Origin of the sequence: Bradyrhizobium sp. AZCC 2176 (assembly GCF_036924645.1) — a bacterium.
Lineage (GTDB): Bacteria > Pseudomonadota > Alphaproteobacteria > Rhizobiales > Xanthobacteraceae > Bradyrhizobium.
Window position 1 is genome coordinate 3882671 of sequence record NZ_JAZHRX010000001.1, and the last position, 16238, is coordinate 3898908.

At 63.3% G+C, this 16238-nt stretch carries 11 protein-coding genes; 4 read left to right on the top strand and 7 right to left on the bottom strand.

All coding sequences use genetic code 11. From position 1 onward, the window contains the following. Nucleotide 1 precedes the first annotated feature (1 nt). From V1288_RS18175 to V1288_RS18200, 5 genes are all read right to left on the bottom strand, one after another. Complete coding sequence (locus V1288_RS18175; RefSeq protein WP_334358330.1) at nucleotides 2-256, bottom strand: hypothetical protein; 255 nt, start codon at nucleotides 254-256, stop codon at nucleotides 2-4. A 341-nt stretch (nucleotides 257-597) separates the two neighbouring features. Then, the gene (locus tag V1288_RS18180) at nucleotides 598-1788 is read right to left on the bottom strand and encodes an acyl-CoA dehydrogenase family protein (RefSeq protein WP_334358331.1); all 1191 of its coding nucleotides are present in this window, start codon (nucleotides 1786-1788) and stop codon (nucleotides 598-600) included. A gap of 217 nt (nucleotides 1789-2005) precedes the next feature. Next, a complete protein-coding gene (locus V1288_RS18185; protein WP_334358332.1) occupies nucleotides 2006-2635 on the bottom strand; it encodes a LysE family translocator in 630 nt (209 codons plus the stop codon). Between the two features lie 567 nt (nucleotides 2636-3202). Next, the gene (pdxR, locus tag V1288_RS18195; RefSeq protein WP_334358334.1) at nucleotides 3203-4666 is read right to left on the bottom strand and encodes a MocR-like pyridoxine biosynthesis transcription factor PdxR; all 1464 of its coding nucleotides are present in this window, start codon (nucleotides 4664-4666) and stop codon (nucleotides 3203-3205) included. A gap of 356 nt (nucleotides 4667-5022) precedes the next feature. Then, nucleotides 5023-5262 carry a PilZ domain-containing protein gene (locus V1288_RS18200; protein WP_334358335.1) on the bottom strand — a complete coding sequence of 80 codons (240 nt, stop codon included), beginning with the start codon at nucleotides 5260-5262 and terminating at the stop codon, nucleotides 5023-5025. 350 nt (nucleotides 5263-5612) lie between these two features. On the opposite strand from V1288_RS18200, the gene V1288_RS18205 reads away from it, so the two are divergent. After that, nucleotides 5613-7049, top strand: coding sequence for an NAD-dependent succinate-semialdehyde dehydrogenase (locus V1288_RS18205; protein ID WP_334358336.1), 1437 nt, complete (start codon nucleotides 5613-5615; stop codon nucleotides 7047-7049). 71 nt (nucleotides 7050-7120) lie between these two features. Here V1288_RS18205 and V1288_RS18210 read toward each other — a convergent pair whose 3' ends face one another. Both V1288_RS18210 and V1288_RS18215 read right to left on the bottom strand, forming a co-directional pair. Further along, entirely contained in the window at nucleotides 7121-8833 is a 1713-nt protein-coding gene (locus V1288_RS18210; protein ID WP_334358337.1) for a protein kinase domain-containing protein, read from the bottom strand. Nucleotides 8834-8866: 33 nt separating this feature from the next. Beyond that, nucleotides 8867-10126 carry an MFS transporter gene (locus V1288_RS18215; RefSeq protein WP_334358338.1) on the bottom strand — a complete coding sequence of 420 codons (1260 nt, stop codon included), beginning with the start codon at nucleotides 10124-10126 and terminating at the stop codon, nucleotides 8867-8869. A 646-nt stretch (nucleotides 10127-10772) separates the two neighbouring features. Here V1288_RS18215 and nirB point away from each other — a divergent pair. Genes nirB through V1288_RS18230 form a run of 3 tightly spaced genes read left to right on the top strand, consistent with a single transcriptional unit; the run spans nucleotide 10773 to nucleotide 16237 of the window. After that, nucleotides 10773-13232 carry a nitrite reductase large subunit NirB gene (gene nirB / locus V1288_RS18220; protein WP_334358339.1) on the top strand — a complete coding sequence of 820 codons (2460 nt, stop codon included), beginning with the start codon at nucleotides 10773-10775 and terminating at the stop codon, nucleotides 13230-13232. Next, the gene (nirD, locus tag V1288_RS18225) at nucleotides 13229-13564 is read left to right on the top strand and encodes a nitrite reductase small subunit NirD (protein WP_334358340.1); all 336 of its coding nucleotides are present in this window, start codon (nucleotides 13229-13231) and stop codon (nucleotides 13562-13564) included. The genes nirB and nirD overlap by 4 nt, the downstream gene beginning before the upstream one ends. A gap of 12 nt (nucleotides 13565-13576) precedes the next feature. Then, a complete protein-coding gene (locus V1288_RS18230; RefSeq protein ID WP_334358341.1) occupies nucleotides 13577-16237 on the top strand; it encodes a nitrate reductase in 2661 nt (886 codons plus the stop codon). Nucleotide 16238: the final 1 nt, after the last annotated feature.

Genomic DNA, 16238 nt, shown 5'->3' on the forward strand with positions numbered 1-16238 from the left:
ATCATGAGGCGAGGTTGACCTCGTCGGGCCTCTCGCCGTTCACGCTGGCCTTCACCAATTGCCGGAGGATGCCGTGCATCGCATCGCGATCGGACACCCCCAATGCGTTCGCCAGGAGCTGTTCGCCAAGCTCAGGATCTGGATGATCGATGGAGAAACCATGTGACGAGAGCTTTATCCGCGGCGTTGCGGTGGCCCTGGTTGGATCGGTTGCGGCTGTCGCCGTCGGCAAACTGAGGTTCGGAGCGGTGTTCATGTCGATATTCCCCAGGAATTTCTTCGGGCACGCGCCGGAAGCGCGCGCGGTTCGGCAACGCGCCGGCGATGGCTCGTTGCGGCGACTTTCAACTGTCAAAAGGATGTTGTGTGCAATCGCGACAAGGGGCAGCGCTACAGCAGGCCCATAGGTAGTCTGCGCGATGATGGAGTAGTGCCGCTGATTTGCCCGACGTGTCAGGCGTTCGCGGAATCGCTCAAGGTATCATGCCAGCGATTATTGCTACTTTGCATGGGGTTGTTTTCCATATTTCGTAGTTGAGAGCTCGGCCTCCTGCCGCATTGATCCCAATCGCAATCGAGATGACCGTTCGCCGGCCGTCACATGACGTACGGGGGATAGGCCACATCCAGGCCCGCCACGAGCTTGCCCAACGCGCTCAAGTGCTGGTGGGAGAACAGCAGGTGCTGGCGCGCGGCCTGCACGTCGCTGAGGGCTCGCAGCAGGCGGCTCCCACGGTAGGCGGCGGCGCCGCCGCCAAGGTGGTGCGCCGTGGACGTCACCTCCACGCTGGTGTCGCAGGCGTGCATGCCGGCCAGGCAAATGCGGGCCTGGAGTTGCCGGCTGATCGGCTCGCCTCGCTCGGCGTGCGTGTGCGCCTCACCGACCGCGTCGCGCAATCCGGCGCGGGCCGCCCGCAGCCGCGTGTCTGCGACGGCGAGTTCGGCCATCGAGACCGGTGCGTCAGTCAATTGGCCTCGCCGCGCGGTCCGGCCTTCGCGCGCCTGCCGCGAAACCTCGTCGATGGCGCCGCGGGCGATGCCAAGCGGGACGGCGACGAGGGTCGGCAGCAGCGTCGTGTAGATGGGCAGCCGCCATAACGTACCGTCGGGCCACGGCCGGTCGGCGAAGCGAGCGCATCGATCCGGGTAAACCGGAACTTCGGCGGCGGCGACGTGGTGGCTGCCGGTCCCGCGCAGGCCCACGACATCCCAGGTGTCCTCGATCGTCAGGTCGGCCACGGGCACGAACACGATGCGCGGCACGGGGTCTATTCCATCGGCCTCACGAAACAGTGCGCCGAGGCCGACCCATGCACTGTGAAGGCAGTTGCTTGTGAACGGCCAGCGGCCGCTCAGCACGGTTCGGCCGTGCTCGCTGACGATCTGGCCGACCGGGGCGAACATAGTGGCACTGCCTTGATCGGGGTCGGCGAACACCGTGCGGGCGCCCGTTGCGGGCATGTAGCCGGCGAACACGTTGCTCCCTGCGCCGATCGCCGCGCACCACCCGGCGCTGCCGTCGACTGCCGCGATGCGCTCCATGACGTCCATCACGTCGGTGATCGGCGCCTCCATTCCACCGAGGGCTGCTGGGATCAGCAGGCGGTTGATCCCTGTGTCGCGCAGGGCGGCGACGACCGCGTCGGGGAGCCGGCGGCTGCGTTCGATTTCGTCAGCGGCGGCGTGGACCAGATCAAGGACTCCGTCCACAGCCTGCTTCGTTTGAGCCGTGTCACACGCCATAAGGCGCTCGTTCTTCTGCATGCGGTCAACAGGCTTGATGTGCATCACCTGATCTCCTTCATTTGATGAGCGCGATCACCGGGACGCTACTTGCGGGCTGTTCCCGGTCGTTCGCTGCGGCCTCGCTGTTCGGCGGCGAGAATGCGTCGGAGCGCGAATGCGCATGCGACAAGCTTGCTGTTGCTCATGGTGGGCCTCGCAGTTTCGCTGGCGGCCAGCGACTCACGATCGACCGGCGCCAGTTCATGCTCTACTGTCGCCGTCAGACGATGCGGGCGCATAGCGAAGCTCCCAGTGCTATCAGGAAGATCCCGGCCAGCCGGTTGAGCCAATCCAGCACGGTTTTCTGCAAGCTCCGAAACATGGCGTTCGTGCTGAGGGCGAGGAAGAAATACCAGGATGCACTGCCCATCATCACACCGATAGGCGTCACCAGCGCGCGATCCACGATCAGCAGGTTGCCGGTTTCCAGCGCAGACGTGATGCCCAGGTACGGCAGTATCGTCATCGGGTTGGCGGCGGCGATCAATAGGGCCGATGTATAGGCCGAAAGCAAATCTCCGCATGTCGCGTCTCCGCAAGTCGCGCCGTGCGCCGCCTGCGTGGACACGAGAATGGTTCTGAGGCCCATCAGGACCAGGACGATCCCTGCAGTGATGCGCAGCGGCGTGTGCAGGGCGAGGGTCGTCTGCATCAACACGGTCCCGCTCACGGTGGCCAGCCAACTGAACATGCCGTGCGCTGTTGCCGCACCCATGCCGCTCGCGATCCCAAACCAGATTCCGAATGCCAGCGTCCGCTGCACGCACATCAAGCCAATCGGGCCGAACGGGATAGCGACGCACAAGCCAAGCGCCACCGCTGGCAGCAAGTGCGCGATGAATGGCGTCATTTCCAGAACGGCTTGGTTGCTTCGGCCATGGCCTCTGGCCGCGTCTTGCCGATGTCCTTGAGATGGTGGTCAACGAGCTCCGACAGGGCCTGCCGCTGCCGTGATCGCTCCGAACACCGGGCACACCAGCTTAGGAACCGTAATCCCCATCCAAGTCGGTGATGGCTGGACGCCGCGGCTCCGTTCGCAGTTCCCTTCCAACTCGTGAGCGAATTGACAACAACTGACATGAGTCCTCCTGATACGCAGATGTTGCGCGGACAGAACTATCGGCATGCGCGTCGCTGGCGTGTGAGCTTGTTCACCTCTCACGCGTTCGTGCGATGACGAGCTATGGTCGGCGGTCAGGGTGCGCTTGCGGTCTCAACGCGAGCGGCAATCGTCGTGGCGGGCACACGATCGCCTCGCGCTCCGCGCAACTCGCCGTCTGGTAAATATCGCCGCTGCCTGACGCCGCGCGCGTCAGTGGCTCAACACTAGAAAGCGAAGCGGTATGACGGAAGGTCCAATTTGCGCACGATCAAACAGTCCAATTCAGGCGCGTGCCGCCGCCCCTGGCGACATCGGTCATGCCGCTTTCAGGCGTCGAGACACAAGTTCATCGAAGCACCTGCGCAGCCGCCTCAGCCCTTCGGCAATCCGCGGCGTCTTGATCGCTCCATATCCCAGGACGAAGCCGGCCGGAGGCTTTCCGTCCACCCGGAAGGCTGACATCCTTTGGACGGCGACGCCGAGATCAAAGGCTCGTGATGCAATCGCATCGATATGATCAACCGACGCTCCGCGCGCGCAGGCGGCGATATGCAGTCCGGTGCTCGATGGAACAAGCTCGAGGTGATCGCCGAAATTCCTCTTGATCTCCGCGGTCAGCATCTCGTGCCGTTCGCTATAAATGCGGCTCACCTTCCGAATGTGCCGGGCAAACGCGCCTTCGTCGATGAACCGCGCCAAAGCGCTCTGCGCTATTGTCGCTGTATGCCAATCGGTGACGAACTTCGCCTTGTGCGCCGCCTCTCGCAGCGACGGCGGCACGACCATGAAGCCCAGCCGTAGAGCCGGCAGCAACGTTTTTGAAAACGTGCCGACATACACAACGCGGCCGGTCGCATCGAGGGTCTGAAGCGGCTCGAGCGGACGCCCGCCGAAGCGAAACTCGCTGTCATAGTCGTCCTCAACGACAACTGCGTTGTTGCGCTCAGCCCAGGCAAGCAGCGCACGTCGACGCGACAGGCTCATGGCCACGCCGAGGGGATACTGATGCGAGGGCGTCACGTAGACGGCCCTGGCCCCGGCCGGCAGCGCCTGCACGATCAGGCCTTCGCTATCGACCGGCACACCGATCACGCGCGCGCCCAGCACCTTGAACAAATCCTTTGGGGGCTGATAGCCCGGATCCTCCATCGCAACGACATCGCCAGGCTCGAGAAGCACGCGTGCGATGATGTCAAGCGCCTGTTGGGTGCCATTGGTCACGATTAGGTCGTCGGGCGATGCTGAAACGCTGCGTGAGATGCCGATGTGGCGAGCGATCGCCGTGCGCAGGTCCCAATTGCCCGCAGGATTCTCGTAGATGCCTGCTGCCATCTCGCGCGAGCGTAGCGCACGGGCGACGACCCGCCGCCAGGCTCGGTGTGGAAATAACGAAGCGTCTGGAAGCCCGGTTCTGAAGTCGAAACGCGCCGCGCGGACAAAGGCCGCCGGAAGCGGTATCGTCTTCCAAACTCCACGCACTCGAATAGTGCGGGCCGTCGATCGCCTTGTTTTCGACGCCGGACGTTTTGCCTCGAACTGATGGCTGACGAACGTCCCGGCGCCCGTATGGGATGTCGCGAATCCTTCCGCGAGAAGACTTTCATACGCGACCGTCACCGTCGATCGTGAAACCGTCAGCGCGGCGGCCAGTTCTCGCGTGGATGACAGGCGCTCTCCAGGCCGAAGGCGCCCGTCCAGAATTGCCTGCCGGATCTGACGGTAGATCTCGCCACTGAGGTCAGTTCGGCCAACAAGACTGACATGAAAAGCCACCGTCATGGGCTTTCGTTCCTTCGCATTGGACTGGCAACTTTACACAAAGATGAATGTTCCATCATGCCGCTTCACGGGTGTGGTGATGCAACCGCAGGTTCCGCGAGCGAGCGTTCGCGGAAGCCCGGAACAAGTCATCGCGATGCCATGATCGTGCACGTCGATGAGGTCACCATCCACGCGCAGCACCTGGCCCGAGACAAACACGCCGAGCGGTTCTGCAAACGCCTCCACGACCCGCGCGATTTCGTCGACGGTCGCGATGCGGTCGAGCGTGCCGGTGTTTCGACGATTCGGTTTTCGTCCACCGCGCGCGTTCCGATGAGCCGTCCGGCGCTGATGTCGCCGGGCTCATGCTCAAATCAATTGAACTGCACTCCGACGCGATACTCTCTGCGCCATACAACGCGGCATGGAAGCCGCAAGCGGTCATCTGGGATGATCAATGTGAATTCATCGGGAATGCGGAGAAGATCGGAAAATTCCAGCGCTGCACCGGTGCTGGATATGTCGCGAACAATGCATGGATATTTGTCGCCGCCATAATCCATCTTGGCAGCTTTCATAATTTTAACGCGTGGCGCAATCCGAGTTTCGACCACCGCAATATTCCTGATCCCAATACTCCGTGTGTAGCATGGTTACGTTAATCAGCTCCTAAACGACTTCGTCGACGGTAGCTATGCGGTCGAGCGTGCCGGTTTCGACCATTCGGTTTTCGTCTACCGCGCGGCGGCACCGAGGCCTGCGTGCCGTTCGGCGAAGGCCCGGTCAAGCCCGCGGCCCGCGTGAAAGGCAAGTCTGCGGCGGGATCGAGGCGTATCGCAAGCGATCGCGGGGCCATAGCCGGTTGAATCGGCTTTGCAATCCGGCCGGGCTTCGATCATAAAGGCGCCTGATCTTCAGCCGGCCCATTCGCCATCCGGCGACAATAAAAGAGGGAGCAAGTCTCGTGGCATATTCCAATACCCAATTGTTCATCAACGGCAAATGGCGTCCGAGCCAGTCGGGCAGGACCATCGCCGTGCTCAACCCGGCGACGGAGGAAACCATCGGCACCGTCGCGCATGCCGATCGCGCCGATCTCGACGAGGCGCTGGAAGCAGCCGCCAAGGGGTTCAAGGTCTGGCGCGCGGTGGCGCCGTTCGAGCGCTGCAGGATCATGCGCAAGGCGGCCCAAATCATGCGCGAGCGCAATGACGAGATCGCGCCACTACTCACGATGGAGCAGGGCAAGACGCTGGCGGAAGCCAAGATGGAAGCGATGGCCGCCGCCGACGTCATCGAATGGTTCGCCGAGGAAGCCAAGCGCGCCTATGGACGGGTGATCCCGGCGCGCGGCCCCGGCATCTACCAGATCGCGGTCAAGGAGCCGGTCGGCCCGGTTGCGGCCTTCACGCCGTGGAATTTCCCGATCAATCAGGTCGTCAGAAAACTCTCCGCAGGCCTTGCGGCCGGCTGCTCGATCATCGTCAAGGCGCCGGAGGAAACGCCGGCATCGCCGGCGCAACTGATCAAGGCGTTCGCCGATGCAGGCGTGCCTGATGGCGTGATCAATCTCGTTTACGGCGTGCCGTCGGAGATTTCGGAATATCTCATTCCGCATCCGGTGATCCGCAAGATCTCCTTCACCGGATCGACCGTCGTGGGCAAGCAGCTCTCCGCGCTGGCGGGCTTGCACATGAAGCGCGCCACTATGGAGTTGGGCGGCCATGCGCCGGCCATCGTGTTCAAGGACGCCGACGTATCCTCGGCAGCGAAGATTCTGGCGGCGGCGAAGTATCGCAATGCCGGTCAGGTCTGCATTTCGCCGACCCGCATGCTGGTGCAGGACGACGTGTTCCGTGAGTTCGTCGACAAGTTCGTCGAGGGCGCGAAGTCGATGAAGGTCGGCAATGGCCTGGATCCGGATTCCAAGATGGGGTCGCTCGCCAATCCGCGCCGCGTCACCGCTATCGAAGGCATGGTGCAGGATGCCGTAGGCAAGGGCGCCAAGCTCGAGACCGGCGGCGCCCGCGTCGGCAACAAGGGCTACTTCTTCGAGCCGACCGTGGTCAGCGACGTGCCGAAGGACGCGCGTGCCATGAACGAGGAGCCGTTCGGGCCGCTGGCGCTGATCTCGCGGTTCTCCACCTTCGACGAGGTGGCCGAGGAAGCCAACCGCCTGCCGTTCGGTCTCGCGTCCTACGCCTTCACCAGTTCGACCAAGACGGCGACCGCGATCGGTGCGGCGATCGAAGCCGGCATGGTCTCGATCAACAGCTTTGGGCTCGCGCTGCCCGAAGTGCCGTTCGGCGGCGTCAAGGATTCCGGCTACGGTTCGGAGGGCGGCACCGAGGCGATGGACGGATATTTCAACACCAAGTTCATCACCCAGACCGGGGTGTGAGCCAGATTGCGAAGCCAACGCGGTTGGTTTCGCTGATGTGACATGGTCCGGCGCTCCACCGGAGCGTCGGGCTAATGTCGCACCGACCATGCCAGAAGCAGGATGACGAGCACGATCAGGCCTGCGGACAGGCTCTTCCAGAAGACGAGCGGATCGCGCTCGTAGAGCGAGCGCCGTGATGCGACGGCCGGCTTCGCCCACATCGCGCCGTTCTCGAGCTCGTGCGAGAACTCGATGACATCGCCGTAGCGTTGCGCCGGATCGACGTTGAGCGCCTTGCCGATCACCGCGTCCAGCCAGGCCGGCAGGTCGGGGCGATGGCGGGCGAGGGAGGCGGGCTTGCCGAAGCGGGGCCGCGAGAATGGCTCGATCTCGCCATAAGGGTAGGCGGCGGTGAACATCCGGTACACGGTGACGCCGAGCGCATAGAGATCGGAGAACTCGTCGCCGGGCCGGCCGCCGAACAGCTCCGGCGCCATGTAGCTCGCCGTGCCCGGAATATCCTCGGCCGGAAAGTCCTCGAGCAGCGGAACGCGGGCGACGCCGAGGTCGACCAGCCGCAATCCGCCGGCCTTCAGCAGGATGACGTTGTCGGGCTTGATGTCGCGATGGATGATGCCGGCACGATGCAGGGTGGCGACCGCGCGCGCAAGCTTGGTCGCGATCCCGATGCCTTCAGCCAGCGAAAGCTGCGGCGAGCGGTTGAGCCGCTGTTCCAGCGTCTCGCCTTCGTAGAGCGGCATCACCGAGTAGAGGCGGGTTTGCCGTTCGGCAGGCAGTTCGACGATTTCTCCGATCCACAGGCTTCGCACGCGCGCCGCGACCCATGCCTCGCGGACGAAGGCGAGGCGGTAGGAGCCCTCGCTGGCCACGCGCGGATGCGGAAACTTCAGCACGAGCTCGCGGCCCTGCCGCTTGTCGATCGCCTTGAACAGCCGGCTGTAGCGACCGTCAGACAATATTTCGCCGAGCGTGAAGTCGTCGATGACGTCGCCGGTTTCGGGCAAATCCAGGATCGGAAGCGTTGCGATCGAGTGGGTGAGTTCGTCGCGGTCGGCGGGCGGCAGGTCGACGACGTCGAGCACCAAAGCGGTCATGTTATCGCTGGAGCCGGCATCGAGCGCCGCGTCGACCAGTGCGCGCGCCGATTCTTCCGGCGAGGTGCGCTCGCTCAACAATAGCTGCAGACGGTGATCGGCCAGCACGCCATGAACGCCGTCGCTGCAGATCAGGAGCCTGTCGTGCTGCCGCAATCCGACAGTCGCGTAATCGAAGCGGGCAAAATCCTCGAAGCCGATGGCGCGGTTGAGCAGATGCGCGAGATCGCCGCGGCCTGCGATGTGGTCCGTGGTCAGCCGCTCCAGGCGCCCCTCGCTCAGGCGATAGGCGCGGGTGTCGCCGATGTGAATGATGTGGCACATCCGCCGCGACAGGATGATCGAGGAGAAGGCGCAGCTCATGCCGCTGAGCAGGGGATCGGTGCGGCCTTGCGTATAGATCCAACTATTGGCGGCTTCCAGCGAACGCGATGCCCGGCGACGCACGCCGAGCGTTTCGGGTAGGGAATAATAGGCGTCGATGAAACAACGCACCGCGAGCTCCGCGGCTTCGCGCCCGCCCTTGTGTCCGCCGACGCCGTCGGCAACTGCGGCGACGATGTCACGGTTGCTCCCGCCGGACCGGCCGAGGCAGGTCCCGACGTAATCCTCATTGCCGGAGCGCTTGCCGGTCTCGCTGACGAAGCCGACGCGAACCCCGAGATTTCGTTGCGAACCGATCGTCACCCGCAAGACCTGCCGAGGTTGCAGCGCCGGTCGTTAGACCCGCGCTCCCGATGCGGCGCCCCAGGTGGTGCGCCAGCGCACCTTGACCATGGCAAGTCCGAGGAACCCAAGCAACGCCAGCAGGCCGAAAAACACGAAGCCCGCACCAAACCCGCCGGTCATTCCCTTGGCGATGCCGAGCGCCTTGGCCAGGAAGAAGCCGCCGATGCCGCCGGCGCAGCCGACCATGCCGGTCATCAGGCCGATCTCCTGACGGAAGCGGAGTGGAATGAGCTGGAACACGGCGCCATTGCCCATGCCGAGCGCGAGGACGCCGATGGAGAACAGCAACACCGAGATCCAGGCGATCCGCGGCATCTCGGTGAGCGCCCAGCCCGCAGGCGCAGGCGCGGCCGGCCCTTCCGGCATGAAGGCGATGACGAGATATGCCGCCACGACGACGCCAAAAAACATCGACAATGAGCGAATGCCGCCGATGCGGTCGGCGATCAGTCCGCCGACCGGGCGGAAACCCGAACCGAAAGCGACGATCAAGGAAACCAGCAATCCCGCCGCGACGCCTGACACGTGATATTGCACCGAGAAATACAACGGCAGCGCGTTGGCCAGTCCGACAAAGCCGCCGAAGGTGATGAAGTAGAAGAACATGAACCAGCGGCTGTCGGGATCGCGCAGCAAAGCACCGTAAGCCTTCAGCGAAACCGGTTTGCGCTCTCCGGGCGCATCCTTGGCGGCGTAGGCGTAGTAGGCGAGGATCAGCAACATCGGAACGAGCAGCACGCCGAACACGGCCTGCCAGCCCCAATGTTCGGCGATCGACGGTGCGAACATCGTGTCGAGCACAACACCCATATTGCCGGCGCCGGCGATTCCCATCACCACGCCCTGATATTGCGGCGGATACCATCGGCTTGCCTGCGGCAGCGCGACCGCGAACGAGGCGCCTCCGATACCGAGCGCGAGACCGAAGATCTCCACCGACAGCTTGCTCGGAAGGCCGAAGTAGCAAACCCACGCGGTCGCGGCGATGACGACGATTTGCGCGACAATTCCGGTCCGCTTGGCACCGTACAGATCGGCGAGAAGGCCCATCGGAACCCGCAGCAACGCGCCGGCCAGAACCGGGATGGCGACAAGCGTGAACTTCTCGTCAACGGCGAGGTTCATGTCGCGCACGATGTAGACGATCAGCGGACCGAGCGCGACCCAGGCCATGAAGCTGATGTCGAAATAGAGGAAGGCGGCGAGCAGCGTGGGCCAGTGGCCAGCCTTCTTGAATTCAGCAAACTTCATCGAGCAGCCTCGAGCATCGGCGCGTGACACCGCGCAAGCGCGGCGATCTCGGCACAAAGAGATGGATTTTTTGAAAGCGAGAGGTCGTCTCGTCGTTGAGACACACACTCCGTGCCGTAACGTCAGCAATTCGTGTGCCAGAAAAGCGAGCGCGCCACTTTGCCTGTATTTGCAGGGCCTTGCTGCGCGTTGATAACCAGCCTCGAACGCGCTCGCTGCTCCGTTTGTTGGCAAAAACAGCCGTTCGAACGTGCAGTGTGGTGTTTTATTATGCGGTGCTGGCTATTGGCGGAAAAATGCGCCTGAAAAGCCGCTTGTCGGTGTCGTGCTATTTCCGCGGGCAAATTGACGCCGGGTCATGGTTAAACATTCGTGTTGTGCACAATGGATAGCCCGAGAGGGTGATTTTTTGGGCATTCATGCACGCGCCGGTGCAGCCAATGAAAGATTCATCGTGCGTTGCGCCCGAAAAACTACGGGACTGGCGTTGGCACGTGTCTTGAATACAGAAAATCATCGATCGTCATAGTCGACGATTATCTGCCCGCCGATGGGCACTCCCAATCATTCGATATTTCTTGCCAATCGACGATGCAGAACTGCGTCGCCGAGTGAGACCATCGGAACCCGGATTAGAAGGCAGAGCATGCTCGAGAAAATAAACAAGCAAAAGTTGGTGGTGATCGGCAACGGTATGGCCGGCATCCGCACGGTAGAAGTGCTGCTGGATCGTGCCCCCGACCTTTATGACATCACCGTCTTCGGTTCCGAGCCCTACGGCAACTACAACCGGATTCTGCTGTCGCCCGTGCTCGCCGGCGAGAAGACGGTCAATGACATCATGCTCAACACGGAGCAGTGGTACGAGGATAACGGGATCACGCTGCGCAAGGGCGAAATGATCGAGATGATCGATCGGCGTACCTGCGAAGTCGTCACCGCGGAAGGCGCGCGGGTGCCTTACGATCGCCTGCTGATCGCTACCGGCTCGAACCCGATCATGTTGCCGCTTCCGGGCAAGGACCTTCCGGGCGTCATCGGCTTTCGCGATATTCAGGACGTCGAGCGCATGGTTCAGGCCTCGACGAGCTACAAGAACGCCGTTGTGATCGGCGGCGGTCTGCTCGGCCTCGAAGCCGCCAACGGATTGATGAAGCGCGGCATGAACGTCACCGTCGTGCATCTGCTCGATACGTTGATGGAGCGCCAGCTCGATCAGGTCGCGGGCGGATTGCTGCGCAAGTCGCTGGAAGAGCGCGGCATGGTATTCAAGATGCCCGCGCAGACGGAAGCGATCCTGGGTGAGGACCGCGTGACCGGCGTGCGCTTCGCCGACGGCGAGGAACTCCCCGCCGATCTGGTCGTGATGGCGGTCGGCATCCGTCCGAATGTCGAGCTGGCGCGCAAGGCAGGGCTCTACTGCGAGCGCGGCATCGTCGTCTCCGACACCATGCAGACCTATGACGGGCGCATCTATGCGGTCGGCGAATGCGTGCAGCATCGTCGCCAGACCTACGGTCTGGTGGCTCCCCTGTTCGACCAGGCCAAGGTTTGCGCCAACCACCTCGCCATGAAGGGCTTTGCCACCTATGACGGTTCGGTCGTTTCGACCAAATTGAAGGTGACCGGGATCGACCTGTTCTCCGCCGGCGACTTCGCGCCGGGTGCGGACAAGGAAGAGATCGTCATGCAGGACGCTTCCCGCGGCGTCTACAAGCGGATCATTCTGCGCGACAAGAAAATTGTCGGCGCTGTGCTCTATGGCGATACCATCGACGGCCCATGGTACTTCCAGCATCTGCGCGACGGTACCGACGTTTCGCAAATGCGCGAGCGGCTGGTGTTCGGCGCCGCCAATCTCGGCGACGGCGGCCACAGCGGCAAGAACTCGGTCGCCGCCATGAGCGACGACGCGGAAATCTGCGGATGCAACGGCGTCTGCAAGGGCACGATCGTCAAGGCGATCAGCGAAAAGAAGCTGTTCACGATCGACGACGTGCGCGCCCACACCAAGGCATCGTCGTCCTGCGGCTCCTGTACCGGCCTGGTCGAGCAGGTTCTCGCCTTTACGCTCGGCGGCGACTATTCGGCGGCCCCGAAGGTCAAGCCGATGTGCGCGTGCACCGATCACAGCCATGACGACGCGCGCCGTGTCATCATCGAGAACTCATTGAAGACCATCCCCGATGTCATGAGGTTCATGGACTGGAAGACGCCGAACGGGTGCCATTCCTGCCGGCCTGCGCTGAACTATTACCTGCTCGCCACCTGGCCCGGCGAGTATCGGGACGATCAGCAGTCGCGCTACATCAACGAACGCGTTCACGCCAATATCCAGAAGGATGGGACGTATTCGGTCGTGCCCCGGATGTGGGGCGGCGTCACGACGCCGGATGAATTGCGCGCCATCGCCGATGTTGCGGACAAGTTCAAGATTCCGACCGTCAAGGTGACCGGTGGACAGCGCATCGATCTTCTCGGCGTGAAGAAGGAGGATCTGCCCGCGGTCTGGGCCGACCTCAATAATGCGGGGATGGTGTCCGGCCACGCCTATGCCAAGGGCCTGCGCACGGTGAAGACCTGTGTCGGTTCGGAATGGTGCCGTTTCGGCACGCAGGATTCGACCGGTCTCGGGATCAAGATCGAAAAGTTCATGTGGGGCTCGTGGACGCCGGCCAAGGTGAAACTTGCGGTGTCCGGTTGTCCGCGCAACTGCGCGGAAGCAACCTGCAAGGATGTCGGCGTCGTCTGCGTCGATTCCGGGTTCGAGATTCATTTTGCCGGCGCCGCCGGTCTTCACATCAAGGGGACCGAGTTCCTGACCAAGGTCGCGACCGAAGAGGAGACGCTCGAAATCATCGCCGCATTGACCCAGCTTTATCGCGAGCAGGGCTGGTATCTGGAGCGCATGTACAAGTGGTGCGATCGGATCGGTCTCGATGCGATCCGCAAGCAGGTGGTCGAAGACGTCGTCAACCGCAAGGCGCTGTTTGGCCGCTTCGCCCATTCGCAGCAATTCTCGCAGAGCGATCCGTGGGCGGCGCGCGCCCAGCGCGGCGTTGACCGCAACGAATTCACCCCGCTGGCGGAGCTGGAACTCGCATGAGCACCTGGATTGAAATCGGGGCGCTGAACGATATCCCCGTTCTCGGTTCGCGCGTCGTGCGAACGGCGTCCGGAGACATCGCGGTGTTCCGGACCGCCGATGACGAAGTGTTCGCGCTCGACGATCGCTGTCCGCACAAGGGCGGACCGCTGTCGCAAGGCATCGTCCACAACAAGCGCGTCACCTGTCCGCTGCACAATTTCGTCATTGAGCTCAAGAGCGGTACGGCGGTCGCGCCGGATGAGGGATGTACGCGCGCGCATCCGACCAAGGTGGAGAATGACATCGTCTGGCTTTGCGTCCAGACGGCGGCGGCCGTGCCCGCCGAGTGAGGGTGATCGCCCGTGCCAGTGAAGACAACCTGCCCGTATTGCGGCGTCGGCTGCGGCGTCATCGCTGACAGAGATGCCTCGGGCGCGGTAACCGTTCGGGGCGATCCGCTTCATCCCGCAAATTTCGGGCGGCTGTGCGCGAAAGGCTCGGCGCTCGCCGAGACCATCGGCCTCGAGGGGCGGTTGCTGGCGCCCGTCGTCAATGGGCAGGAAGCGACCTGGGATGCGGCGCTCGATCATGTCGCGGAGGGGTTTGGCAGAGTCGTCCGCGAGCATGGGCCGGATTCGGTCGCCTTCTATGTCTCCGGCCAGATTCTGACCGAGGACTATTACGTCATCAATAAGCTCGCCAAGGGCTTCATCGGCACCGCCAATATCGACACCAATTCCCGGCTGTGCATGGCGTCGAGCGTGGCGGGGCACAAGCGCGCGTTCGGCAGCGACACTGTTCCGGGCTGCTATGAGGATCTCGAAAGCGCCGATCTTCTGGTCCTCGTCGGCTCCAATGCCGCCTGGTGCCATCCGATCCTTTACCAGCGCATGGTGGCGGCCAAGGCCAACAACCCTGAGTGCCGTATTGTCGTCATCGACCCACGGCGGACTGCGACATGTGACGGCGCCGATCTGCACCTGCCGCTTCGCTCGGGCAGCGATTCGGTGCTGTTTAACGGATTGCTCGCGCATCTTGCGTCGCGCGACGCCATCGACAGCGCGTTCGTGGATGGCTCCACTACCGGCGCCGAAGCCGCGTTGCAACAGGTCGCCGGCCAGACGGTTGCGCAGACCGCCGAAATCTGCGGCCTCGCCGAGGGCGCGGTGGCGTTGTTTTTCGACTGGTTTGCCAAAATCGAGCGGGTCGTCACGCTCTATTCGCAGGGCGTCAACCAGTCGAGCAGCGGCGTCGACAAGGTCAATGCAATCATCAACTGTCATTTGTTGACCGGCCGTATCGGGCGGCCCGGCATGGGCCCGTTCTCGCTGACCGGACAACCCAACGCGATGGGTGGACGGGAAGTCGGCGGGCTGGCCAATCAACTCGCCGCCCACATGGAGATCGAGAACCCGCGACACCGCGATATCGTCCAGCGCTTCTGGCAGTCGCCAATCATCGCGGGCAAGCAGGGCCTCAAGGCCGTCGACATGTTCGACGCGATCGCCGACCGGCGCATCAAGGCGGTCTGGATCATGTCCACCAATCCACTGGTCAGCCTGCCGGATGCCGATCGCGTCCGTCGCGCGCTCGATGCGTGCGAACTTGTCGTTGTCTCCGATTGCATGCGCGATACCGACACGACGCGTCATGCCCACGTATTGCTGCCTGCGCTCACCTGGGGCGAAAAGGACGGCACCGTCACCAACTCCGAACGCCGCATCTCCCGGCAGCGGCGGTTCCTGCCGGCGCCCGGCGCTGCAAGGGCCGATTGGCAGACGGTCTGCGACGTCGCCCGGCGCATGGGTTTTTCGGGGTTCGACTATCCGAACGCTGCCGCGATCTTCCGCGAGCACGCGAGACTCTCCAGTTTCGAGAACGACGGGACGCGCGATTTCGATCTGTCGGCCCTGAATACGCTCGACGATCGCGCCTATGATGCGCTTACGCCGATCCAGTGGCCGGTGACGCGCGAATATCCGACCGGCACGCCGCGGATGTTCGAAACCGCAAACTTCTTCACGGCAGACCGCAAGGCCCGTTTCGTGCCGGTGACGCCGCGTGCCGCCGTCAACGCGACCAGCCGGGACCATCCGCTGGTGCTCAACACCGGGCGGGTCCGCGATCAGTGGCACACCATGACGCGGACGGGAAAATCGGCGCGGCTGCTGGCGCATGTTTTCGAGCCATGCGCTGAATTCCATCCCGACGATGCGCGCATGGCAGGCGTCGAGAATGGCGGGCTTGCGCGACTGACCAGTCGCTGGGGCGAAATGGTGGCGCGCGTTGTCGTCACCGCCGAACAGCGGCGCGGCTGTGTCTTCGTGCCGATGCACTGGAACGGCGAATACGCCGGCGACGGCCGGGTCAACGCGCTGGTCAATCCAGCGACCGATCCGATCTCCGGGCAGCCGGAGTCCAAGCACACGCCGGTCAAGGCGGCTGCTTACCTGCCGAAATGGCATGCCTTCATCCTTAGCCGGCAGGAGATCGAGCGTCCTGCTGCGGGCTACTGGGTTGGTGGGCTGTCAGGCACCTGCTGGCGGATGGAACTCGCTGGCGACGAGCGGCCGCCGAGCTGGCGCGATTGGGCGCGGGCGCAGCTTCGCGTCGGGTATGACGACATCGAGTGGATCGCCTATCGCGATCCGAAGGCCGGCCGTTTCCGCTACGCGGCCGTTCGCGCCGGCCGGCTGGAAGGTTGCGTATTTATCGCTCCCGATCACAAGCTGGTCTCGCGGTCGTGGTTATCAGGGCTATTCGCCGAGCAGGCAATATCGCCGAATGCGCGGATGTCGCTGCTGACAGGGCAGCCGCTCGATGCCAGCCAGGATGTCGGGCCGATCGTGTGCTCGTGCTTCGGCGTCGGACAGCATCAGATCTCGGCCGAAATCCAAAGGGGGGCGGCCAGCGTCGAAGACGTCGGCCGGCGTCTGAAGGCCGGTACCAATTGCGGTGCCTGCAAGCCGGAGATCGGCAAGCTGCTGCGCGGCGCGGCCGTGCGGGACTCGCAGCCGGCATGAA

Coding starts and splice junctions, on each gene's coding strand:
- V1288_RS18180 (WP_334358331.1), bottom strand. CDS start 1,788: ATGCACATCAAGCCTGTTGACCGCATGCAGAAGAACGAGCGCCTTATG.
- V1288_RS18215 (WP_334358338.1), bottom strand. CDS start 10,126: ATGAAGTTTGCTGAATTCAAGAAGGCTGGCCACTGGCCCACGCTGCTC.
- nirB (WP_334358339.1), top strand. CDS start 10,773: ATGCTCGAGAAAATAAACAAGCAAAAGTTGGTGGTGATCGGCAACGGT.
- V1288_RS18175 (WP_334358330.1), bottom strand. CDS start 256: ATGAACACCGCTCCGAACCTCAGTTTGCCGACGGCGACAGCCGCAACC.
- pdxR (WP_334358334.1), bottom strand. CDS start 4,666: ATGACGGTGGCTTTTCATGTCAGTCTTGTTGGCCGAACTGACCTCAGT.
- V1288_RS18185 (WP_334358332.1), bottom strand. CDS start 2,635: ATGACGCCATTCATCGCGCACTTGCTGCCAGCGGTGGCGCTTGGCTTG.
- nirD (WP_334358340.1), top strand. CDS start 13,229: ATGAGCACCTGGATTGAAATCGGGGCGCTGAACGATATCCCCGTTCTC.